Here is a 15009-nt window from a genome sequence, read left to right on the forward strand (position 1 = left end):
GTTTCTCCCTTTGTTTTCTCGTTGGTTTTGTTTCAGCGGCCCCTGAATGCGGGCTTTCTCTTTTCCATGAACGCCTTGCGTCCCTCGGCATAGTCCTCGCTCGAAAAACAGCGCTCGATCAGCTGATCGCAATAATCGGCATCGAAATTTTCGGGCGCCTTCCGCGTCTCGTCGACGATCTTCTTCGCCGTCATCACGGTCAGCGGCGCATTCTCGGCGATGATCGAGCAGGTGTCGCGCGTCTGGGCCTCCAGCGTCTCGCGCGTAAAGACGCGATTGATGAGGCCCATGGAGAGCGCCTCGTCGCAGGTGAAGCGCCGGGCGGTGAAGAAGATTTCCTTGGCGAAGGCAGGCCCCACCACATCGACGAGGCGCCGCGTGCCAGAAGCCGCATAGGCAAGGCCGAGCTTCGCGGCCGGAATGCCGAAGGTCGAGCCTTCGGCTGCAAAGCGGAAATCGCAGGAGAGCGCGATGCCGAGGCCGCCGCCGATGCAATAGCCGTCGATCATGGCGATGGTCGGACGCTCGGCCCGCGCGATGGTCTCGAAGGCAAGCGTGGTCGCGTCTTCGTAGGTCGCGACGCTTTCCGGATTGTTGCGCTGCGCCTCGAACTGCGAAATGTCCGCGCCCGCGACAAAGGCCCTGTCGCCAGCGCCCTTCAGCACGATGACGCGGATTTCCGGATCGGACTCGAATTCCGCAATGATCTTCGGCACGGCCTCCCACATGTCGAGGCTGACGGCGTTGAGGCGCTCCGGATTGTTGAAGATCATCCAGCCGATCGAACCGTCCTTGACGGCGATCATGCGCGGGGTGGGAGAGGACATGCGGGACTCCTGCGGTTCTTGAGGTGCCGCATTCTGCCTGCCCAGGTCGCAGGTGTCACCCCGGCTCGAGAACGGGGTGACGCCCTTGATTTAAACCGGCGCGACGCATTCCATTTGCGGCTCATGGACCGGCGGAAGATTGTCCTTCATGTCTGCGAGCAGGTCCGACTTCAGCGCCTGGTAGGCCGGATCGTTCCAGAGGTTCCGCCATTGCTGCGGATCGTTCTCGTGATCGTAAAGCTCGCCTTCCGTCCCGTCATAGATCGTGCCGGGCAGATAGGCTGTGATCGTGTAGCCGTCGCGATAGATGGTGCGGAGCCCCACCGTCGTTCCATCGACATGGCGGCAGTCCCATTCGGTGAAGACGCGTTCGCGCTTCTGCCGCGTGGCGTCCGCCTCGCTCTGGGGCAGGGGCTTGCCCTGCATCCATTCGGCAACGGGAAGGCCTGCGATCTCGCAGAAGGTCGGCGCGAGATCGACCTGACCGACCGGCGCCGCAACGCTTGCCGGCGCGACATTGGCCGACTTCGCCGGGCGCCAGATCATCGGCAGGCGCATCAGCGCATCGACGTGATAGGGGCCTTTGAAGAGCAGGCCGAACTCGCCCTGAAACTCGCCGTGATCGGTCGTGAAGACGACGTCCACATCGTCGCCCCAGCCGCGCCTCTCGATGGTGGCCATGATCTTCGCCACGGCCTCGTCGATCAGCTCGTTCTCGACATGGGTAAAGGCGTTGATCTCGCGCACCTGATCGGCGGTCATGTCGCAGGCGCGGAACTCCGGCGGCGCTTCGAAATTGGTTACGCGCGCGCCGGTATACCATTCGTGCCAGTGTTGCGGCTTGTCCTTCAGGATAGCTTCGATCTTCTCTTTAGAGCCCGGATAGAATTCCGGCATCGGCGTTTCGCGCCAGGGGTGGCGGGCAAGCTCCGACTTCGGCGGATCCCAGGGGTGGTGCGGATCGGGGAAGGAGACCCAGCAGAACCAGTCTTCATCGGCTTTCAGACCGTCGAGCCAGGCGATGGTGCGGTCGGCCACCCAGTCGGTGTGATAGTGCTCGCGCGCAACATCGTTGAAGTGAAGCTGGCAGCCGCCCGTTTCGCCGCCGCCCGCCGCATTCACCTGAAATTTCGCATCGAGGTTCGGATAGAACTTCACGAAAGCGTCGGGGTCGTGCGTCTTCAGCCATTCGGCGTAGTGGAGGATCAGCGGCGAATGCGCCGCAAGCTCCATATGCTCGAAGCCGCGATGGGGCCCGTATTCTCCGAGCCGCGCCATCTGGCTCTCGTAGAATTGCTGCTTGAAATCGAGGAAGGGCTCGAAATGCGCCTTGCCGATGAGCGCGGTGCGATAGCCCGCCTTGTCGTGGAGATATTGCGCGACGCTCGGCGCATCGACGGGCAGCGGCACGCCGTTCATCCACACGCCATGCGTCGAGACATATTGGCCCGTGATCATGGTCGAGCGGGCGGGCATGCAGACGACGTTCTGATTATGCGCGCGGGAATAGTTGATGCCGTTCGCCGCCAGCGCGTCGATCGCCGGGGTGCGGGCCACTTTCTGCCCATTCGCGCCGATGGCGTCGAAGCGCATCTGATCGGTCGTGATGAAAAGTATCTTGCGGCCCATGAAGTCTCCCCGCGATTTTGTCTCGTTAATGGTGAACATTAGGACATTGGGCGGAGAGGCGCCAGACCGATTATCCCTCACCCTTCAGAAAGCGGATCATCGCGGGGAATGCCTCGCGGTCCTGCAACATGAAAAGATGACCGCCCTCGAAAAGACGAAGCTCCGAGCTGCGAATGCGGTTCGCCATTTTGGCAACCGTCGCGGGCGGCGCGATACCGTCATAGCGTCCGGCGCAGACGAGGGTGGGGCAGCGGATCTGATCCAGCCGGTCCCATGTGTCGTGCTTTGCCCGCGCTTCGAGCTGGCGGTGGCGGCCTGTCTCCATGCCCGGTTCATCCGCATAGGGATCGAGGCTCGCGAAGCTCACCATCGCGTCATTGGCGGCGGGATTGGCCTTGGCCCAGGCCCCGTCATGTCGCGTGTCGGAGATCGGGATCATGTGGCGGGCGCGTTCTTCCCCCTTCAGGTGCTCGATCGTGTGGAAGGGGAAGGAGGCACCGCCCGCGCCGCCCGGCGTCGTGCAGCAGAGGACGAGCCCTTCGACCATGTGAGGATGGTTGATGGCGAGTTCCTGCGCCACCATGCCGCCAAAGGAAACGCCGACGACCATGGCCGAGCCCCAGCCGACGGCATGCATGAGGCCTGCGGCGTCTTCCGCATATCCAGCCATGGAATAGGGGCGGTCGGGCTTCGAGGTCTGGCCGAGGCCACGCTGGTCATAGGCCAGCGTGTCGAAATGCTTTGGTAGCGGTCCGTCGAAGACATTGGGCTTCATGCGGAGGTCGCCGCCCGTGCCGGAAATGAAGAGCAGGCGAGGACCCTGCCCATGCCGCTCGTAGTAAATCTCGATATCGCCGACTTTTGCGAAGGGCATGGAAACGCTTCCCTCTTATATTCCGTTCGACTCGAACCATATCATCTGGGAACAGGGAGGTAGCCGGGGCGCTTTGTCAGTTCTTTTTTTGAACTATCCATGCGTCCCGCCATGTGCTAGTTTGCCGGCCCAGTAATGTGAATTGGGGTCCGCGCCATAGGCGGGCCGTGGACAAGGGAAGGAGCGCCGCATGTCGAAGCCGGTGGAACGCAATTATGCGGATGCTCTGGCCGTTTGCGATCCGGTCTGGGAGCGCATGCGCAATGAAGCGCAGGAAATGGCGCAGAGCGAGCCCGCGCTTGCGAGCTTTCTCTATGTGACCGTCCTCAACCACCGCCAGTTCAACGCGTCGCTGACCTATCACCTCGCGCAGAAGCTCGGAAACACGGAAATCCGTGCCATGCAGCTCCGCGAGATCTTCGACGATGCCCTGAAGGCGTCGCCGGAAATCGGCGAGGCGGCGCGAGCCGACATCGTCGCCTATTACGATCGCGATCCGGCATGCCATTCCTATGTGCAGCCGCTGCTCTTCTTCAAGGGCTACCACGCGCTGCAGACGCATCGCATCGCGCATTGGCTCTGGACGCAGGGTCGCCGCGCCATGGCGCTTTATCTCCAGAACCGCATTTCCGATCTTTTCGCGGTGGATATCCACCCGGCGGCGAAGATCGGACGCGGCGTCTTCATCGATCATGCGACCGGCATCGTCATCGGCGAGACGGCCGTGGTCGACGATGACGTCTCGATGCTCCACGGCGTGACGCTGGGCGGCACGGGCAAGGAAATCGGCGACCGTCATCCGAAGGTGCGTCGCGGCGTGCTCATCAGCGTGGGCGCGAAGGTTCTCGGCAATATCGTCATCGGCGAATACAGCCGCATCGGCGCGGGCAGCGTCGTGCTTCATGACGTGCCGGCGCATTGCACGGCTGTCGGCGTGCCCGCCAAGATCGTCGGTTGCGCCGGATGCGACACGCCGAGCCACGAGATGGATCACATCATCAACGAAGACGAGAAGGGCGCAGGCGTTTAACGCGCTCGCCCTACGGCAGCCGATCCTTCAGCGTGTACCACCACACACCGGCCAGAAGCCCCGGATAGCGCAGCCATGTGCCGCCGGGGAAGTTCGGCACCTTGATGTCGGCCATCCAGTCGAAGCGTTCGGCCTGACCGGCGACGGCTTCCGCGAGGAGCTTGCCCGCGAGCGTGGCGATGTTGATGCCCTGGCCCGAATAGCCTTGCGCATAAAAAATGTTCGGCGCGATCCGGCCGAAATCCGGGATGCGGGGCAGGGTGATGGCGAGCGTGCCGCTCCACGCATAATCGATGCGAACATCCTTCAATTGCGGGAAGACGCGCAGCATCGGCTTTCTGACGAAGGCCGCGAGATCGCGCGGCAAGCGGCCCGAATAATTCTCGCCGCCGCCGAAGAGCAGGCGGTGATCGGCGGAGAGCCGGTAATAGTCGATGACGAATTTCGTATCCTGCACGCCGACATCGTCGCGGATGAGCGCGCGCGCGCCTGCTTCGCCAAGAGGCTCCGTCGCGAGGATGAAATTGTTGACCGGCATGATGTGGCCCGCGATGCGGGGCGCGAGATTGCCGAGATAGGCATTGCAGGCAAGCACGACATGGCCGGCGGTCACGGAGCCCTGCTCAGTCGTCACCCGGGCGGGGTCCGTTTTCGCGATGTCGGTCACGCGCGAGTTCTCGAAGATGCGAACGCCCTTGGCGACCGCCGTTCGGGCGAGACCTAGGCAGTAATTCAGGGGATGGAGATGCGCGCCGCCCATGTCGAGAATGGCGCCGTGATAGCGCTTGGTCGCCACCATCTCATGGGCTTCATCGGCGGGTACATAGCGCAGCGTGGTGACGCCATATTCCCGCTGCATGTGTTCGACCTCGGCGCGAAGCTCCGGCGCTTCGCGCTCCTTCCACGCGGTGTGGAGAATTCCGGGCTTCAGGTCGCAATCGATCGCATTGTTTGCGATGAGGCCCTTCACTGTCGAGAGCCCGTCGACGGCGAGCGACCAGAGGCGATGCGCCCATTCGCGGCCGAGCATCGTCTCCAGTGCCTGCTGATCCTTGCGATGCGTCGTGCCGAGTTGGCCGCCATTGCGGCCCGATGCGCCCCAGCCGACGCGCTCGGCCTCCAGCACGATGACGGAAAAGCCGCGCTCCGCGAGGTGGATGGCGGTGGAAAGCCCCGTAAAGCCCGCCCCGATGACGCAGACATCCGCCTTTTCCGCTCCGGCAAGGGCAGGGTGCTGTTCAAGGCCCTTGGCGGTCGCGACGTAGTAGGAGCTGGCAGGATGTCCTTGGGGCGTCATGTAACCTCTCAGGCGATTTCGAAGACGCTTTCCTCATGCGAGTCGGCGTGAACATCGTTGATGTCGATGCAGGCTTCCCAGGGGACGGAGTCGCGCATCTCCTCCAGGCCATCGGCATCGTCCCACTCGGTGTAGAACGCGACCGACTTGCCGTCCGTGCCCGTCAGGATGCGCGCATGGCGGAGCCCCGAGGGGGGCGAGCGATCCAGTTCACGTTCCTTGTAGGCGCGGAGCTGGGTCAGAATGTCTACGGGCTTGGAGGTTTTGTAGCGAAGCAGATAGGCGACGGCCATGACGTATCCTGATCAGGGTTGTTTGATGCTCTATAGCATGGCTTTGGCCCGCTTTCTTCCTTTGCGGAGCCGCGCAGACAAGCCAGAATGCCTAAAAATCATAATCGCCATACGGGAGCGTTGAATGGGACGGGTGACGGGCAAGATTGCCATCGTGACGGGTGCGGCTAAGGGTATTGGCGCTGCGAGCGCGAAGGCGCTGGCGCGGGAAGGCGCCAAGGTCATCTGCACGGACCTCGATGAGGCCGCGGGCGAGGCGGTCGTCGCTGAAATCCAGCGCACGGGCGGCGAGGCGGTCTTCATGCGCCACGACGTTTGCGACGAGAGCCAGTGGGAGCGCGTGACGAAGCTTGCGGAAGACCGCTATGGCGGACTTCACATTGTCGTCAACAATGCGGGCATCGCGCCGGAGGGCGGTCCCATCGAGGACAAGTCGCTTGAAGACTGGCGTCACACGATCGCCGTCGACCTCGACAGCGTGTTCCTTGGTTGCAAGCACGGCATTCGCACCATCAAGAAGACGACCGCCAAGGGCGCTTCAGGTTCGATCATCAACATCTCGTCCATCCTCGGCCTCGTGGGCTCGAGCAATGCGGCCGATTATGTCGCGGCCAAGGGCGGTGTGCGCCTTCTCTCCAAGGCGGCGGCGCTCGAATGCGCGGAGGCCGGTTACCGCATCCGCGTCAATTCCGTGCATCCCGGCTATATCGATACGCCGATGGTGCGCAACGTGGCGGAAAAGGGCATGCCGGGCCTCGCCGAGACGGGCAATGAGGTGATCGCGCTGCTCACCATGCTGCATCCGATCGGACGCCTCGGCGTCGCGGACGAAATCGCCAATACGGTGCTTTTCCTCGCGTCTGACGAATCCTCCTTCACCACCGGCACGGAACTCGTGGTCGACGGGGGCTATACGACCCGTTGAAGATGGTTTGCGCGCGGGCCCGCAAGCGGCTAAAACCTCCGCCACGCGGGCCTCGCGCCGCAACGACAATGATTGGAGACGGATTTGGACAAGACCGAAATCAAGCGCATTGAGGCTTATCTGCGCGAGAAGTTCCGTCTTCCTTCGATCACGGTCACGAAGCGGCCGCAGAAGGACGACTCCTGCGAAGTGAACATCGGTGAGGAGTTCATCGGCGTCATTTTCAAGGACGAGGAAGACGGCGAGGTTTCCTACGCCTTCCAGATGGCGATTCTGGATATCGACCTGCCTGACTGAGGCAAGTTGGCCTCAATCCGTGATCGTTCCCTCGAGGCCGTTGGGCAGTCCCGGCGCCTCGAACGATGTGACGAGCCGGATCATCAATTCGTCGATCCGGCGCCATTCCGCCAGATGCGCGCGCTTGTAGCGATAGGTGAGGGCGAGGTTCTTCGTCAGCAGAAGGCTGCGCGTGCAGTTCGGGCTTTCGACCAGCGCCGTCTTTTGCTGGCATGTGATGAGAACGAGCCGGCCATCATTGTCGGTGCCGACGAGCAGATCCTGATCCTTGTAGCCCGAGTTCGGCTTGAAGCTGAATTTTTCAAGCCCGGTGCGCTCCTTTTCGCCCGCCGTCGAGGCGAGATACTTCGAGTAGATCTCCTTCAGTCTCCGCTCCGCGGGCAACATCGCGCCCGCCTCCTGCAGCGTGAAGAATACAACCTGGGCATCGGGCGTGTTGTCGCTGAATTCGGTCTGCCGTTCCGGCGCATAGGGCGCGAAATCCGGAAGCAGGGCATGCATGGAGAGTTCGGGCTGTCGGCCGCCGCCGCGCTGCGAGGGATAGCGGGTGTAATTTTCAGGGACCAGGAAACGCGTGCCGCCCACCACGGCTTCTATGCGCCGCGTCGCCGCGCTGGCCTTGGGGTCGTGGCCGAGGAGTTCGCCGGTCGTTGGTCCGAAATAGTAGTAGAGAAAGACGCCCGAAAGGGTCAGGACCGCAATGAGGACGAGCGCGGGAATAATCCAGGCCGGGCGTTCATGCACGAGCTCCCCGCCCGATTGCTTCTGTCGCGCCACTCACTCAACTCCCTCGGTTCGCCGCCTCGTTTCATAGTAGCGCCGGCGCATTGCTGAACAATCCTTGTCTCGCTTCGGGACAATATCGCGGCATAATGCAGAGCAGGCATTGGCCTGCGCGTCACCATCTCCATCTAAACCACTGACTTGCAAAGATTTTATTGCCGCCCGCCTCGTTCGTTCCGTTGGTATGCGGCTTGCGGAAGGGAGTTCGACAATGATGGGCGCTTGTGGGAGCGCCGGGCAGGGGTTGGGTTCCGAACATGTCTGAAGGCGCGGCATTTTTCTTTTCGGTGGCGACGGGCTTCGTCGCGGCGGGCATTACCGGCAGCATCTATCGCATCGTGACCAGCAAGCATCCGAGCTTTCAGGTCTGGTCCGACACGACCGTCGGGCAGTTGATGGGCGTCGCCACGCTGATCTTCGCGGGGCCGAATGTCATTCTTCGCAATGCTTTCCGCGCTCAGATTTTCGAGAACCGGCCGCCGGTATGGCTGCTTTTCTCGGCCTGCCTTGCGATGATCTGGAGCTTCATCTCGGGCCTCTTCGTTCTGAGCCTGATCCTGGGGGCGTGAGCGTCAGGCCGTTTTGCGGCGCCTGTAGCGTCGGCGGAGGGAACCGAGAAAGGCCGCGCCTAGAGCGGCGATGAACGCCCATGCCCATCCAGCGGCCCAGAGGATCAGATTGGCCACCGTCTTGAAGGCGCGCAGGCAGGTCTTGCCGGTCAGTTCGACAATGCCTCGCGTCTTCGTGCCGAGCTTGCCGCTCATCTTCGTGATGTGGGCGAGGTCGTCGCCATTCTCCACATATTTGAGGAGGCGCACGGTCTCGGCCGGCCCGACTCTTTTCTCAAGCGCAGCAACATCCTTGAAGACGGGCGCCAGCCGGGCCATGGAAATGCCATTGGCGTAATCCGCAATCGCGTGGCGGGTCGCGGCGCTGTCGGCAAGGTTCACTTCCTTGAGTGTCCGCCCGAGCCGCTCGAAATTCACCGCCTCGCCGAGCATGCGCGTCAGGTCGCGGGCAAAGCGTATCGTGAGAGCGCCCGCCTTCTTCGAAACCTTGATGATCGAGACGCCTATCCTGGCGGGCAGGGCGCCGCCGCCGGTTGCTACCGTCGCGGTGGTCGCTGCGAGGCCGACGACCGAGAGGCCGAGAACGAGCTGCGAATATTCCTCGCCATTGATGAGCTTGGTGCCCTCGCTGCCGATATCGCGCACATCGCCGACCACGGTGAGGTCCGATGTGATCGCGCCCATGAACGACGCCGTATCGCCGCCCTCGCCGGTGAGGAAGCCTTCGAAGAAACTGCCGGTGTTGCGAACGACCGTGCTGCTGAGGGTTTTCTCCCTGGCAAGGCGCGCCGCCGTGCCGGATTCGATGGCGGCGCCCATATAGTCGGCAATGTCCGCATACATGGTTGCGTCGTCGAAGTTTCCGGCATCGAGCGCCTTGTCGATACGGCGGCTGAGGTCTGAGCCGCTTGTCGCCTGCGCCAGCTCGGCGCGAATGAAGGGATCGGCCGGAATGGCGTCATCCGGCACGTAAGGATCGAGAAAGCCCCTCTGGTAGGCGAAGAGGAAAAGAACAGGGGCGAGCAGAAGGAAGATCAGAACGTCAAGAAACAGCCTCATGCCCGTCGCGTCCCCGCCAGTTGCCCGGGCCGAGATTGCGGCATCGGGAGGGCGCGCGCAACATCGGTGCCTCAGCCGCCGATCGGTCCGCCTTTCCTGGCGCGGATGGCGACGACGGAGGGGCGCGGCGGCATGCCGGGCTGGAAGTCGGGCCAGCGCGTGGCGGGATCGTCAAAGGTCGAGGCGCGCTCGAAGCCCTTGAAGTCCTTGGTTCCATCGGCGCCGGGATGCTGCACGGCGACGAAGAGCGTCTCCGAATCCGGCGTGAAGCAGGGGCCGCACATTTCGGCGCCCACGGGCACGCGGAAGAACCGCCGCGACAGGCCGCGCCCAGCCCCATCGGTTTCAAGCGCAAACATGCCGTCGGCTGCGCCGGAGGTCTGGGCCCATTCGTCGCCCTGATCGGTTGCGACCCAGAGCCGTCCCTTGCCATCGACGGCGAGATTGTCCGGGCATGCGAACCAGCCGTCCGCTGTGGTCGCCGCGTTCCATTTCGCTTTTTCGTCGGGCTTTGCCGGGTCGCCGCAGGTGACGAGAAGGGTCCAGGCGAAGCTATCCGCGCCGTGGTCCGCGCTCGCGGGCGCGATCTCGACGATCTGGCCCCAGAGGTTTTCCGCACGCGGATCGACGGCATCGACCTTGTCCGGCGTGCGCTTTGCGTTATTGGTGAGCGCCACATAGACCTTGCTCGTCAGCGGATTGGGCTGGACGTCTTCCGGACGATCGAGCGGCGTCGCGCCGAGAATGTCCGCGGCACGGCGCGCCTCGATCAGCACATCGGCCTGCGAGGCAAATCCATTCGCCTCGGTAAGGCCGTTCGCGCCGTGGACGAGCGGCCTCCACGTCCCGGAGCCGTCTTCCTCGAAGCGGGCGACATATAGCGTGCCTTCGTCGAGCAGGTCGCGATTGGCCGCGCGGTTCTGCGTATCGACTTTTCCCGAGGTGACGAACTTGTAGAGATATTCGAAGCGCTGATCGTCGCCCATATAGACGGCGAGGCGGCCATCCTTCGTCAGCGCATTCTCGCAGCCTTCATGCTTGAAGCGGCCGAGCGCTGTGCGTTTGCGCGGCGCGGCGGCAGGGTCGAGCGGGTCGATCTCGACGACCCATCCGAAGCGATTGGCCTCGTTCGGTTCCTCGTTGATATCGAAGCGTTTGTGGAAGCGCGCCCAGCCCATCTTGTCGCCGGGAATGCCCATGCGCTTGTAGTTCCCGGCTTCCGGATGGCCTTCGAGCTTGCCCGCGAAATAGGAGTTCACATTCTCTTCGCCGGTCAGATAGCTGCCCCAGGGCGTGATGCCGCCAGCGCAATTGTTGAGCGTACCGAGGACGCGGGTTCCTTCCGGATCGACGGAGGTCTTGAGCCGTGCATGACCGGCGGCCGGGCCGCTGATCCTGACCTCGGTGTCGAGCGGTGTGATGCGCCGGTTATAGACGCCGGAAATGACGGGAGCCCATTTGCCGTCGGGCCCCAATGCGATCTCGACAATGGAGCAGCCATGCGCGGCGATGGCGACATCCACCTGCGCCGCGTTCGCCGCCTTGACATCGCCGAGGCCCGGAAACATCAGCTGCGCATTCGTGTATTCATGATTGACGCAAAGTAGCCCGCGATCGCTCGCGCCCGAGCCATAGGGCAGAGGCACGAAGCCCACATAATCATTGTTGTAGCCGAATTGCTTGCGCTGGGCCTCGGCGGTCTGGTGAAGCGGATCGAAAGCGGGAGCGCCCGCAAGCACGGGATCGCCCCAGCGGATCAGAATGTCTGCGTCATAGCCCTCGGCCACATGGTGATGATCGTCGACGCCGCGCGGCAGTTCCTTGAAGGTGAAACGCGGCGTGGGCCCGGGCCGGTCGCAGGCCGCGAGGGCGAAGAGGCTCGTCGACGCCGTGGCGACGAGGCCCGCGCCACCCAGGCCCTTCAGGACGGCGCGGCGCGACCAGACTTCACCCAGCGTCGGGGCCATGGGCCGCGTAATGGCCTCGTCATCGGCCGTCTCCAGATCGGCTTCAAAGGACTTGCGCTGGCTCATGATGGGCTCCACTGATTTCGACCCAACGAGACTAACGGGCCTGCGTTGCGGCTTCGTGACGCCATGTCTCGTCTCGGGCGGCGCGGCATGCCATAGTTTGCCGCAATGAGACAGCTGATCGAGGATAAATAATGGCTATCTACGCGCTGGGCGGCACAAGGCCCATTCTTCCCGCCGAAGGCGAATACTGGGTCGCGCCCAATGCGCAGGTGATGGGCAACGTAAGGCTGGAGCGCAATGCGAGCGTCTGGTTCAACGCCGTTATCCGTGGCGATAACGAGCTCATCACCATTGGCGAGAATTCCAACGTCCAGGATGGCTCGGTTCTACATACCGATCCGGGCTCGCCGCTCACCATCGGAGCCAACGTGACCATCGGACATATGGTCATGCTGCATGGCTGCACCATCGGCGAGGGAAGCCTTGTCGGCATCGGCAGCATCGTGATGAATGGTACGCGTATCGGCAAGGGTTGCCTCATCGGCGCCAACACGCTGATCCCCGAGGGAAAGGATATCCCCGACTATTCGATGGTTCTGGGCGCGCCGGGCAAGGTGGTTCGTACACTGACCGAAGAACAGAGCGCGGCGTTGCGCCTTTCCTCCGACCATTACGTCGAGAACTGGAAGCGCTATGCGCGTGAATTGAAGATCATCGACTGAGAAGGTCGATCAAAAGAAACGATAAGAGGGAGGACGAAATGAGCCAGCCACAGGAAGTTCTGTACGAAGTTTCCGAACACATCGCCACGATCACGCTCAATGCGCCGGAGCGCATGAACACGATCTCGGGCCCGATGCTCGACCAGTTGACGGAGCGTCTGCTCGAAGCCAATGCGGACAGCGATGTGCGCGTCGTCATTCTCACCGGCGCGGGCCGCGCCTTCTGCGCGGGGCTCGATCTTCGCGCCCAGACGGGCGGGGGCGGCACGGGCATTCTGAGCGGCAGCGTCGTCTCGACGACGCTGAACCTTCGTCACACGCCGCCGACCGTGCTTCATGAAATGGAAAAGCCGACCATCTGCGCCCTCAATGGCGGCGCGGCGGGCTACGGCATGGACACGGCGCTGGGCTGCGACATGCGGATCATGGCGAAATCGGCCAAGCTCGCCGCCGCCTTCTGCAAGCGGGGCCTCGTGCCTGAATCCGGCGGCACATGGTTCCTGCCGCGCCTGATCGGCTGGGAAAAGGCCGCGAAGCTTATCTTCACGGGCCGCACGCTTTCGGCTGAGGAAAGCGTCGAATGGGGCCTCGCCACCGAGGTCGTGGCCGACGAGGAACTGATGCCCCGCGCCCGGGCATTGGCGAAAGAGATCGCGGCCAATGCGCCGCTCGCCGTTCAGGCGGCCAAGCGCATGATGCGCATGGGCCTTAACGAACCGTTCCCGGAACATGTGCATCATGTCTATCTTCAGCTTCTGCCGCTCATGCGGACGGAAGACGTGAAGGAAGGCATGACGGCCTATATGGAAAAGCGGCAGCCCAAATTCGTCGGGCGCTAGGGCGGGCCCGGCGAGCGGCGCCCGGTTAAGGGACGACAGTGGGGCAGGGCATCGACAGGCAACGAGACGGACTTTCCCCGGAGAGGGGCAAGGGTCTCATGCGCGCATGTTGGCTCGCCTGCTTCGCTGCCACGCTCCTTCTCGCGGGTGCGGCTGGCGCCGCGGGATTTACCGGCACCTTCATCGGCACCGACGCTGCCGCCGCGATGAGCCTCAGCCTGCAGGATCTCGACGCTCGCGTCGTCGGACGCCTCAGTCTGCCCGATGGCCGTGTCTATGCTCTGAATGGCCAGCACAGGCAGAACGGCGTCGAGGGGGCGCTCCGTATCGCGGGAGCAGCCGACAGCGAATCCCTGTTCGTGATCGAACAGCAGGTGAGCGGCTTGCGATTGATCATTGTTCCTCTCGGGGCCGATGGCCGGCCCGTGATGGCCAATGCGCGGTTCTTTCCATTCATCCCGGAAGGCTTCGCGCTCGTTCCGGAGGGCAAGGTGCTTGCTCCTGCGCCTCAGGTCTTGCCGCCTGCCGCGTCGCCCCCGGCCGCAGTCGCCGCGCCAGCACCAGCACTAGCACTAGCTCCCGCTCCGGCGGCGTCGCAAGCACCTGCGCCGGCTCCGGCAGCAACGGTACAGGTTCCTGCCTTGGCGCCTGCATCAGCGCCCGCACCGCTTCACCCGGTCGCGCCGACAAAGGACAAGGTCGATGTGCTGCGCTTCATCGACGAATACAGCCAGTGGAGTCCTTCTGACGTCGCCCGGCTCTACGCGCAGCTCGGCGATCGCGATCGCGGCCTCATCCAGCTCTATGATCACGCGGCGGCCGATATTCTCTGGCGCGTCTGTGCTGCGGATGCGGCCGGCGCGCAATTGCCGAAGCCCGTTCTCGCCGACCTGATCGACCGTCAGCAGACGACATGCGCCGAATTCCTGCCGCTCGCGATGGCGGCGCAGAGGTCGGCCCTGTTCGCCGAGTTCGTTCGGCGGGCCCGCTTCCAGTTCGACATCGTGCGCGAGACGATCGTCTGCAATCGCGGGCAGTCCACGCCATCGAAATGCGCGGATATGAGCGCGGTGGGCGCTCCCCTGATTGCGCGCTGGCGCGACGCTTCGTCGATCATGCGAGAGATTGCAGGGCTTCCGGAGGGTGCCGTTCCACCCGTCGCGGCCCAGGCCGTTTCTCTGCGGACTGCGATCGCTGATGCACCGGAAACAAGGACGCCGCCGGGCAGCGCATCCACGGCGGCGTCGAAGGATATCATCGAGGCGCGCAGGTTCGGGATCAGGTTGCCCCTGCCGGACCCGCGCAGCTGATCGGCGTCAGTTCACGGCGACGAGTTCGATGGCGAAGGTGAGGTCTTCACCTGCCAGCGGATGATTGGCGTCGAGCGTCACCGTCGTGTCGGTGAGTTCCGTGACGACCAGCGGGATTTCCCGTCCCATGTTGTCGCTCGCAGTCAGGCGCATTCCGATGAACAGCGTCATGTCCGACGGAAGTTCCGAGCGCGGCACATCCTGCACCATGCGCGGGTCGGACTCGCCATAGGCTTCGGCGGCGGGAATGGTGAAGGTCTTGCGGTCGCCAATCTCCATGCCGGTCACGGCATTGTCGAAACCGGGAATGACGGCGCCAGTGCCGAGGGTGAACTCGAGGGGCTCACGGTCGACGCTGCTGTCGAACACGGAGCCATCGCTGAGAGTGCCCGTGTAATGCACCTTTACGGTATCGCCTGCTGCTGCCACGGATCTTGCCTTTCCTTGAGCGCGAGTGCCGTGGTCGCCGGTTCGCCGCGCTCTGTACGATGAAATAAAAAAGGCCTTCAGGGTGGAGCCCTGAAGACCGACCGTAGGGCGAGCCTAACACCGGACGCGCCGCGCCGTCATCCGCGCATGTGA

The 15009-nt window shown here is 63.3% G+C and carries 16 protein-coding genes; 7 read left to right on the forward strand and 9 right to left on the reverse strand.

The annotated features are described in order from the left end of the window. Positions 1-32: 32 nt before the first annotated feature. The 3 genes from ABFC66_RS13350 to ABFC66_RS13360 form a co-directional block, all read right to left on the reverse strand. Complete coding sequence (locus tag ABFC66_RS13350; RefSeq protein ID WP_346741459.1) at positions 33-827, reverse strand: enoyl-CoA hydratase; 795 nt, start codon at positions 825-827, stop codon at positions 33-35. A gap of 90 nt (positions 828-917) precedes the next feature. Beyond that, positions 918-2456, reverse strand: a complete 1539-nt coding sequence (locus ABFC66_RS13355) for a sulfatase-like hydrolase/transferase (protein ID WP_346741460.1) — start codon at positions 2454-2456, stop codon at positions 918-920. Positions 2457-2526: 70 nt separating this feature from the next. After that, on the reverse strand, positions 2527-3330 hold the full coding sequence (locus ABFC66_RS13360) for an alpha/beta fold hydrolase (RefSeq protein WP_346741461.1): 804 nt from the start codon (positions 3328-3330) through the stop codon (positions 2527-2529). Between the two features lie 190 nt (positions 3331-3520). On the opposite strand from ABFC66_RS13360, the gene cysE reads away from it, so the two are divergent. Further along, complete coding sequence (gene cysE, locus ABFC66_RS13365) at positions 3521-4360, forward strand: serine O-acetyltransferase (RefSeq protein ID WP_346741462.1); 840 nt, start codon at positions 3521-3523, stop codon at positions 4358-4360. Positions 4361-4370: 10 nt separating this feature from the next. Here the strand turns inward: cysE and ABFC66_RS13370 are convergent, their stop codons facing one another. After that, positions 4371-5657, reverse strand: a complete 1287-nt coding sequence (locus ABFC66_RS13370; protein WP_346741463.1) for an FAD-binding oxidoreductase — start codon at positions 5655-5657, stop codon at positions 4371-4373. A gap of 8 nt (positions 5658-5665) precedes the next feature. Continuing rightward, positions 5666-5950, reverse strand: a complete 285-nt coding sequence (locus ABFC66_RS13375; RefSeq protein ID WP_346741464.1) for a hypothetical protein — start codon at positions 5948-5950, stop codon at positions 5666-5668. A 124-nt stretch (positions 5951-6074) separates the two neighbouring features. Between ABFC66_RS13375 and ABFC66_RS13380 the strand changes: the two genes are divergently transcribed. Then, positions 6075-6875: a glucose 1-dehydrogenase gene (locus tag ABFC66_RS13380; RefSeq protein ID WP_346741465.1), complete on the forward strand. Its 801-nt coding sequence runs from the start codon at positions 6075-6077 to the stop codon at positions 6873-6875. An 84-nt stretch (positions 6876-6959) separates the two neighbouring features. Then, a complete protein-coding gene (locus tag ABFC66_RS13385) occupies positions 6960-7172 on the forward strand; it encodes a DUF3126 family protein (RefSeq protein WP_346741466.1) in 213 nt (70 codons plus the stop codon). Between the two features lie 12 nt (positions 7173-7184). Here ABFC66_RS13385 and ABFC66_RS13390 read toward each other — a convergent pair whose 3' ends face one another. Next, positions 7185-7949, reverse strand: coding sequence for a hypothetical protein (locus tag ABFC66_RS13390; RefSeq protein ID WP_346741467.1), 765 nt, complete (start codon positions 7947-7949; stop codon positions 7185-7187). A gap of 263 nt (positions 7950-8212) precedes the next feature. Between ABFC66_RS13390 and ABFC66_RS13395 the strand changes: the two genes are divergently transcribed. Continuing rightward, positions 8213-8524: a hypothetical protein gene (locus tag ABFC66_RS13395; protein ID WP_346741468.1), complete on the forward strand. Its 312-nt coding sequence runs from the start codon at positions 8213-8215 to the stop codon at positions 8522-8524. Between the two features lie 3 nt (positions 8525-8527). On the opposite strand, the gene ABFC66_RS13400 is transcribed toward ABFC66_RS13395, so the two are convergent. Continuing rightward, positions 8528-9583 carry a hypothetical protein gene (locus tag ABFC66_RS13400; RefSeq protein ID WP_346741469.1) on the reverse strand — a complete coding sequence of 352 codons (1056 nt, stop codon included), beginning with the start codon at positions 9581-9583 and terminating at the stop codon, positions 8528-8530. 71 nt (positions 9584-9654) lie between these two features. Continuing rightward, on the reverse strand, positions 9655-11616 hold the full coding sequence (locus ABFC66_RS13405) for a PhoX family phosphatase (RefSeq protein WP_346741470.1): 1962 nt from the start codon (positions 11614-11616) through the stop codon (positions 9655-9657). Between the two features lie 131 nt (positions 11617-11747). Here ABFC66_RS13405 and ABFC66_RS13410 point away from each other — a divergent pair, with 131 nt between their 5' ends. From ABFC66_RS13410 to ABFC66_RS13420, 3 genes are all read left to right on the forward strand, one after another. Further along, positions 11748-12278, forward strand: coding sequence for a gamma carbonic anhydrase family protein (locus ABFC66_RS13410; RefSeq protein WP_346741471.1), 531 nt, complete (start codon positions 11748-11750; stop codon positions 12276-12278). Positions 12279-12316: 38 nt separating this feature from the next. Continuing rightward, complete coding sequence (locus tag ABFC66_RS13415) at positions 12317-13117, forward strand: enoyl-CoA hydratase-related protein (protein ID WP_346741472.1); 801 nt, start codon at positions 12317-12319, stop codon at positions 13115-13117. A 98-nt stretch (positions 13118-13215) separates the two neighbouring features. After that, positions 13216-14427: a hypothetical protein gene (locus tag ABFC66_RS13420; protein WP_346741473.1), complete on the forward strand. Its 1212-nt coding sequence runs from the start codon at positions 13216-13218 to the stop codon at positions 14425-14427. Between the two features lie 6 nt (positions 14428-14433). On the opposite strand, the gene ABFC66_RS13425 is transcribed toward ABFC66_RS13420, so the two are convergent. Then, complete coding sequence (locus ABFC66_RS13425) at positions 14434-14856, reverse strand: peptidylprolyl isomerase (protein ID WP_346741474.1); 423 nt, start codon at positions 14854-14856, stop codon at positions 14434-14436. Positions 14857-15009: the final 153 nt, after the last annotated feature.

The sequence above is a fragment of the Parvibaculum sp. genome, from assembly GCF_039680535.1.
Classification (GTDB): domain Bacteria; phylum Pseudomonadota; class Alphaproteobacteria; order Parvibaculales; family Parvibaculaceae; genus Parvibaculum.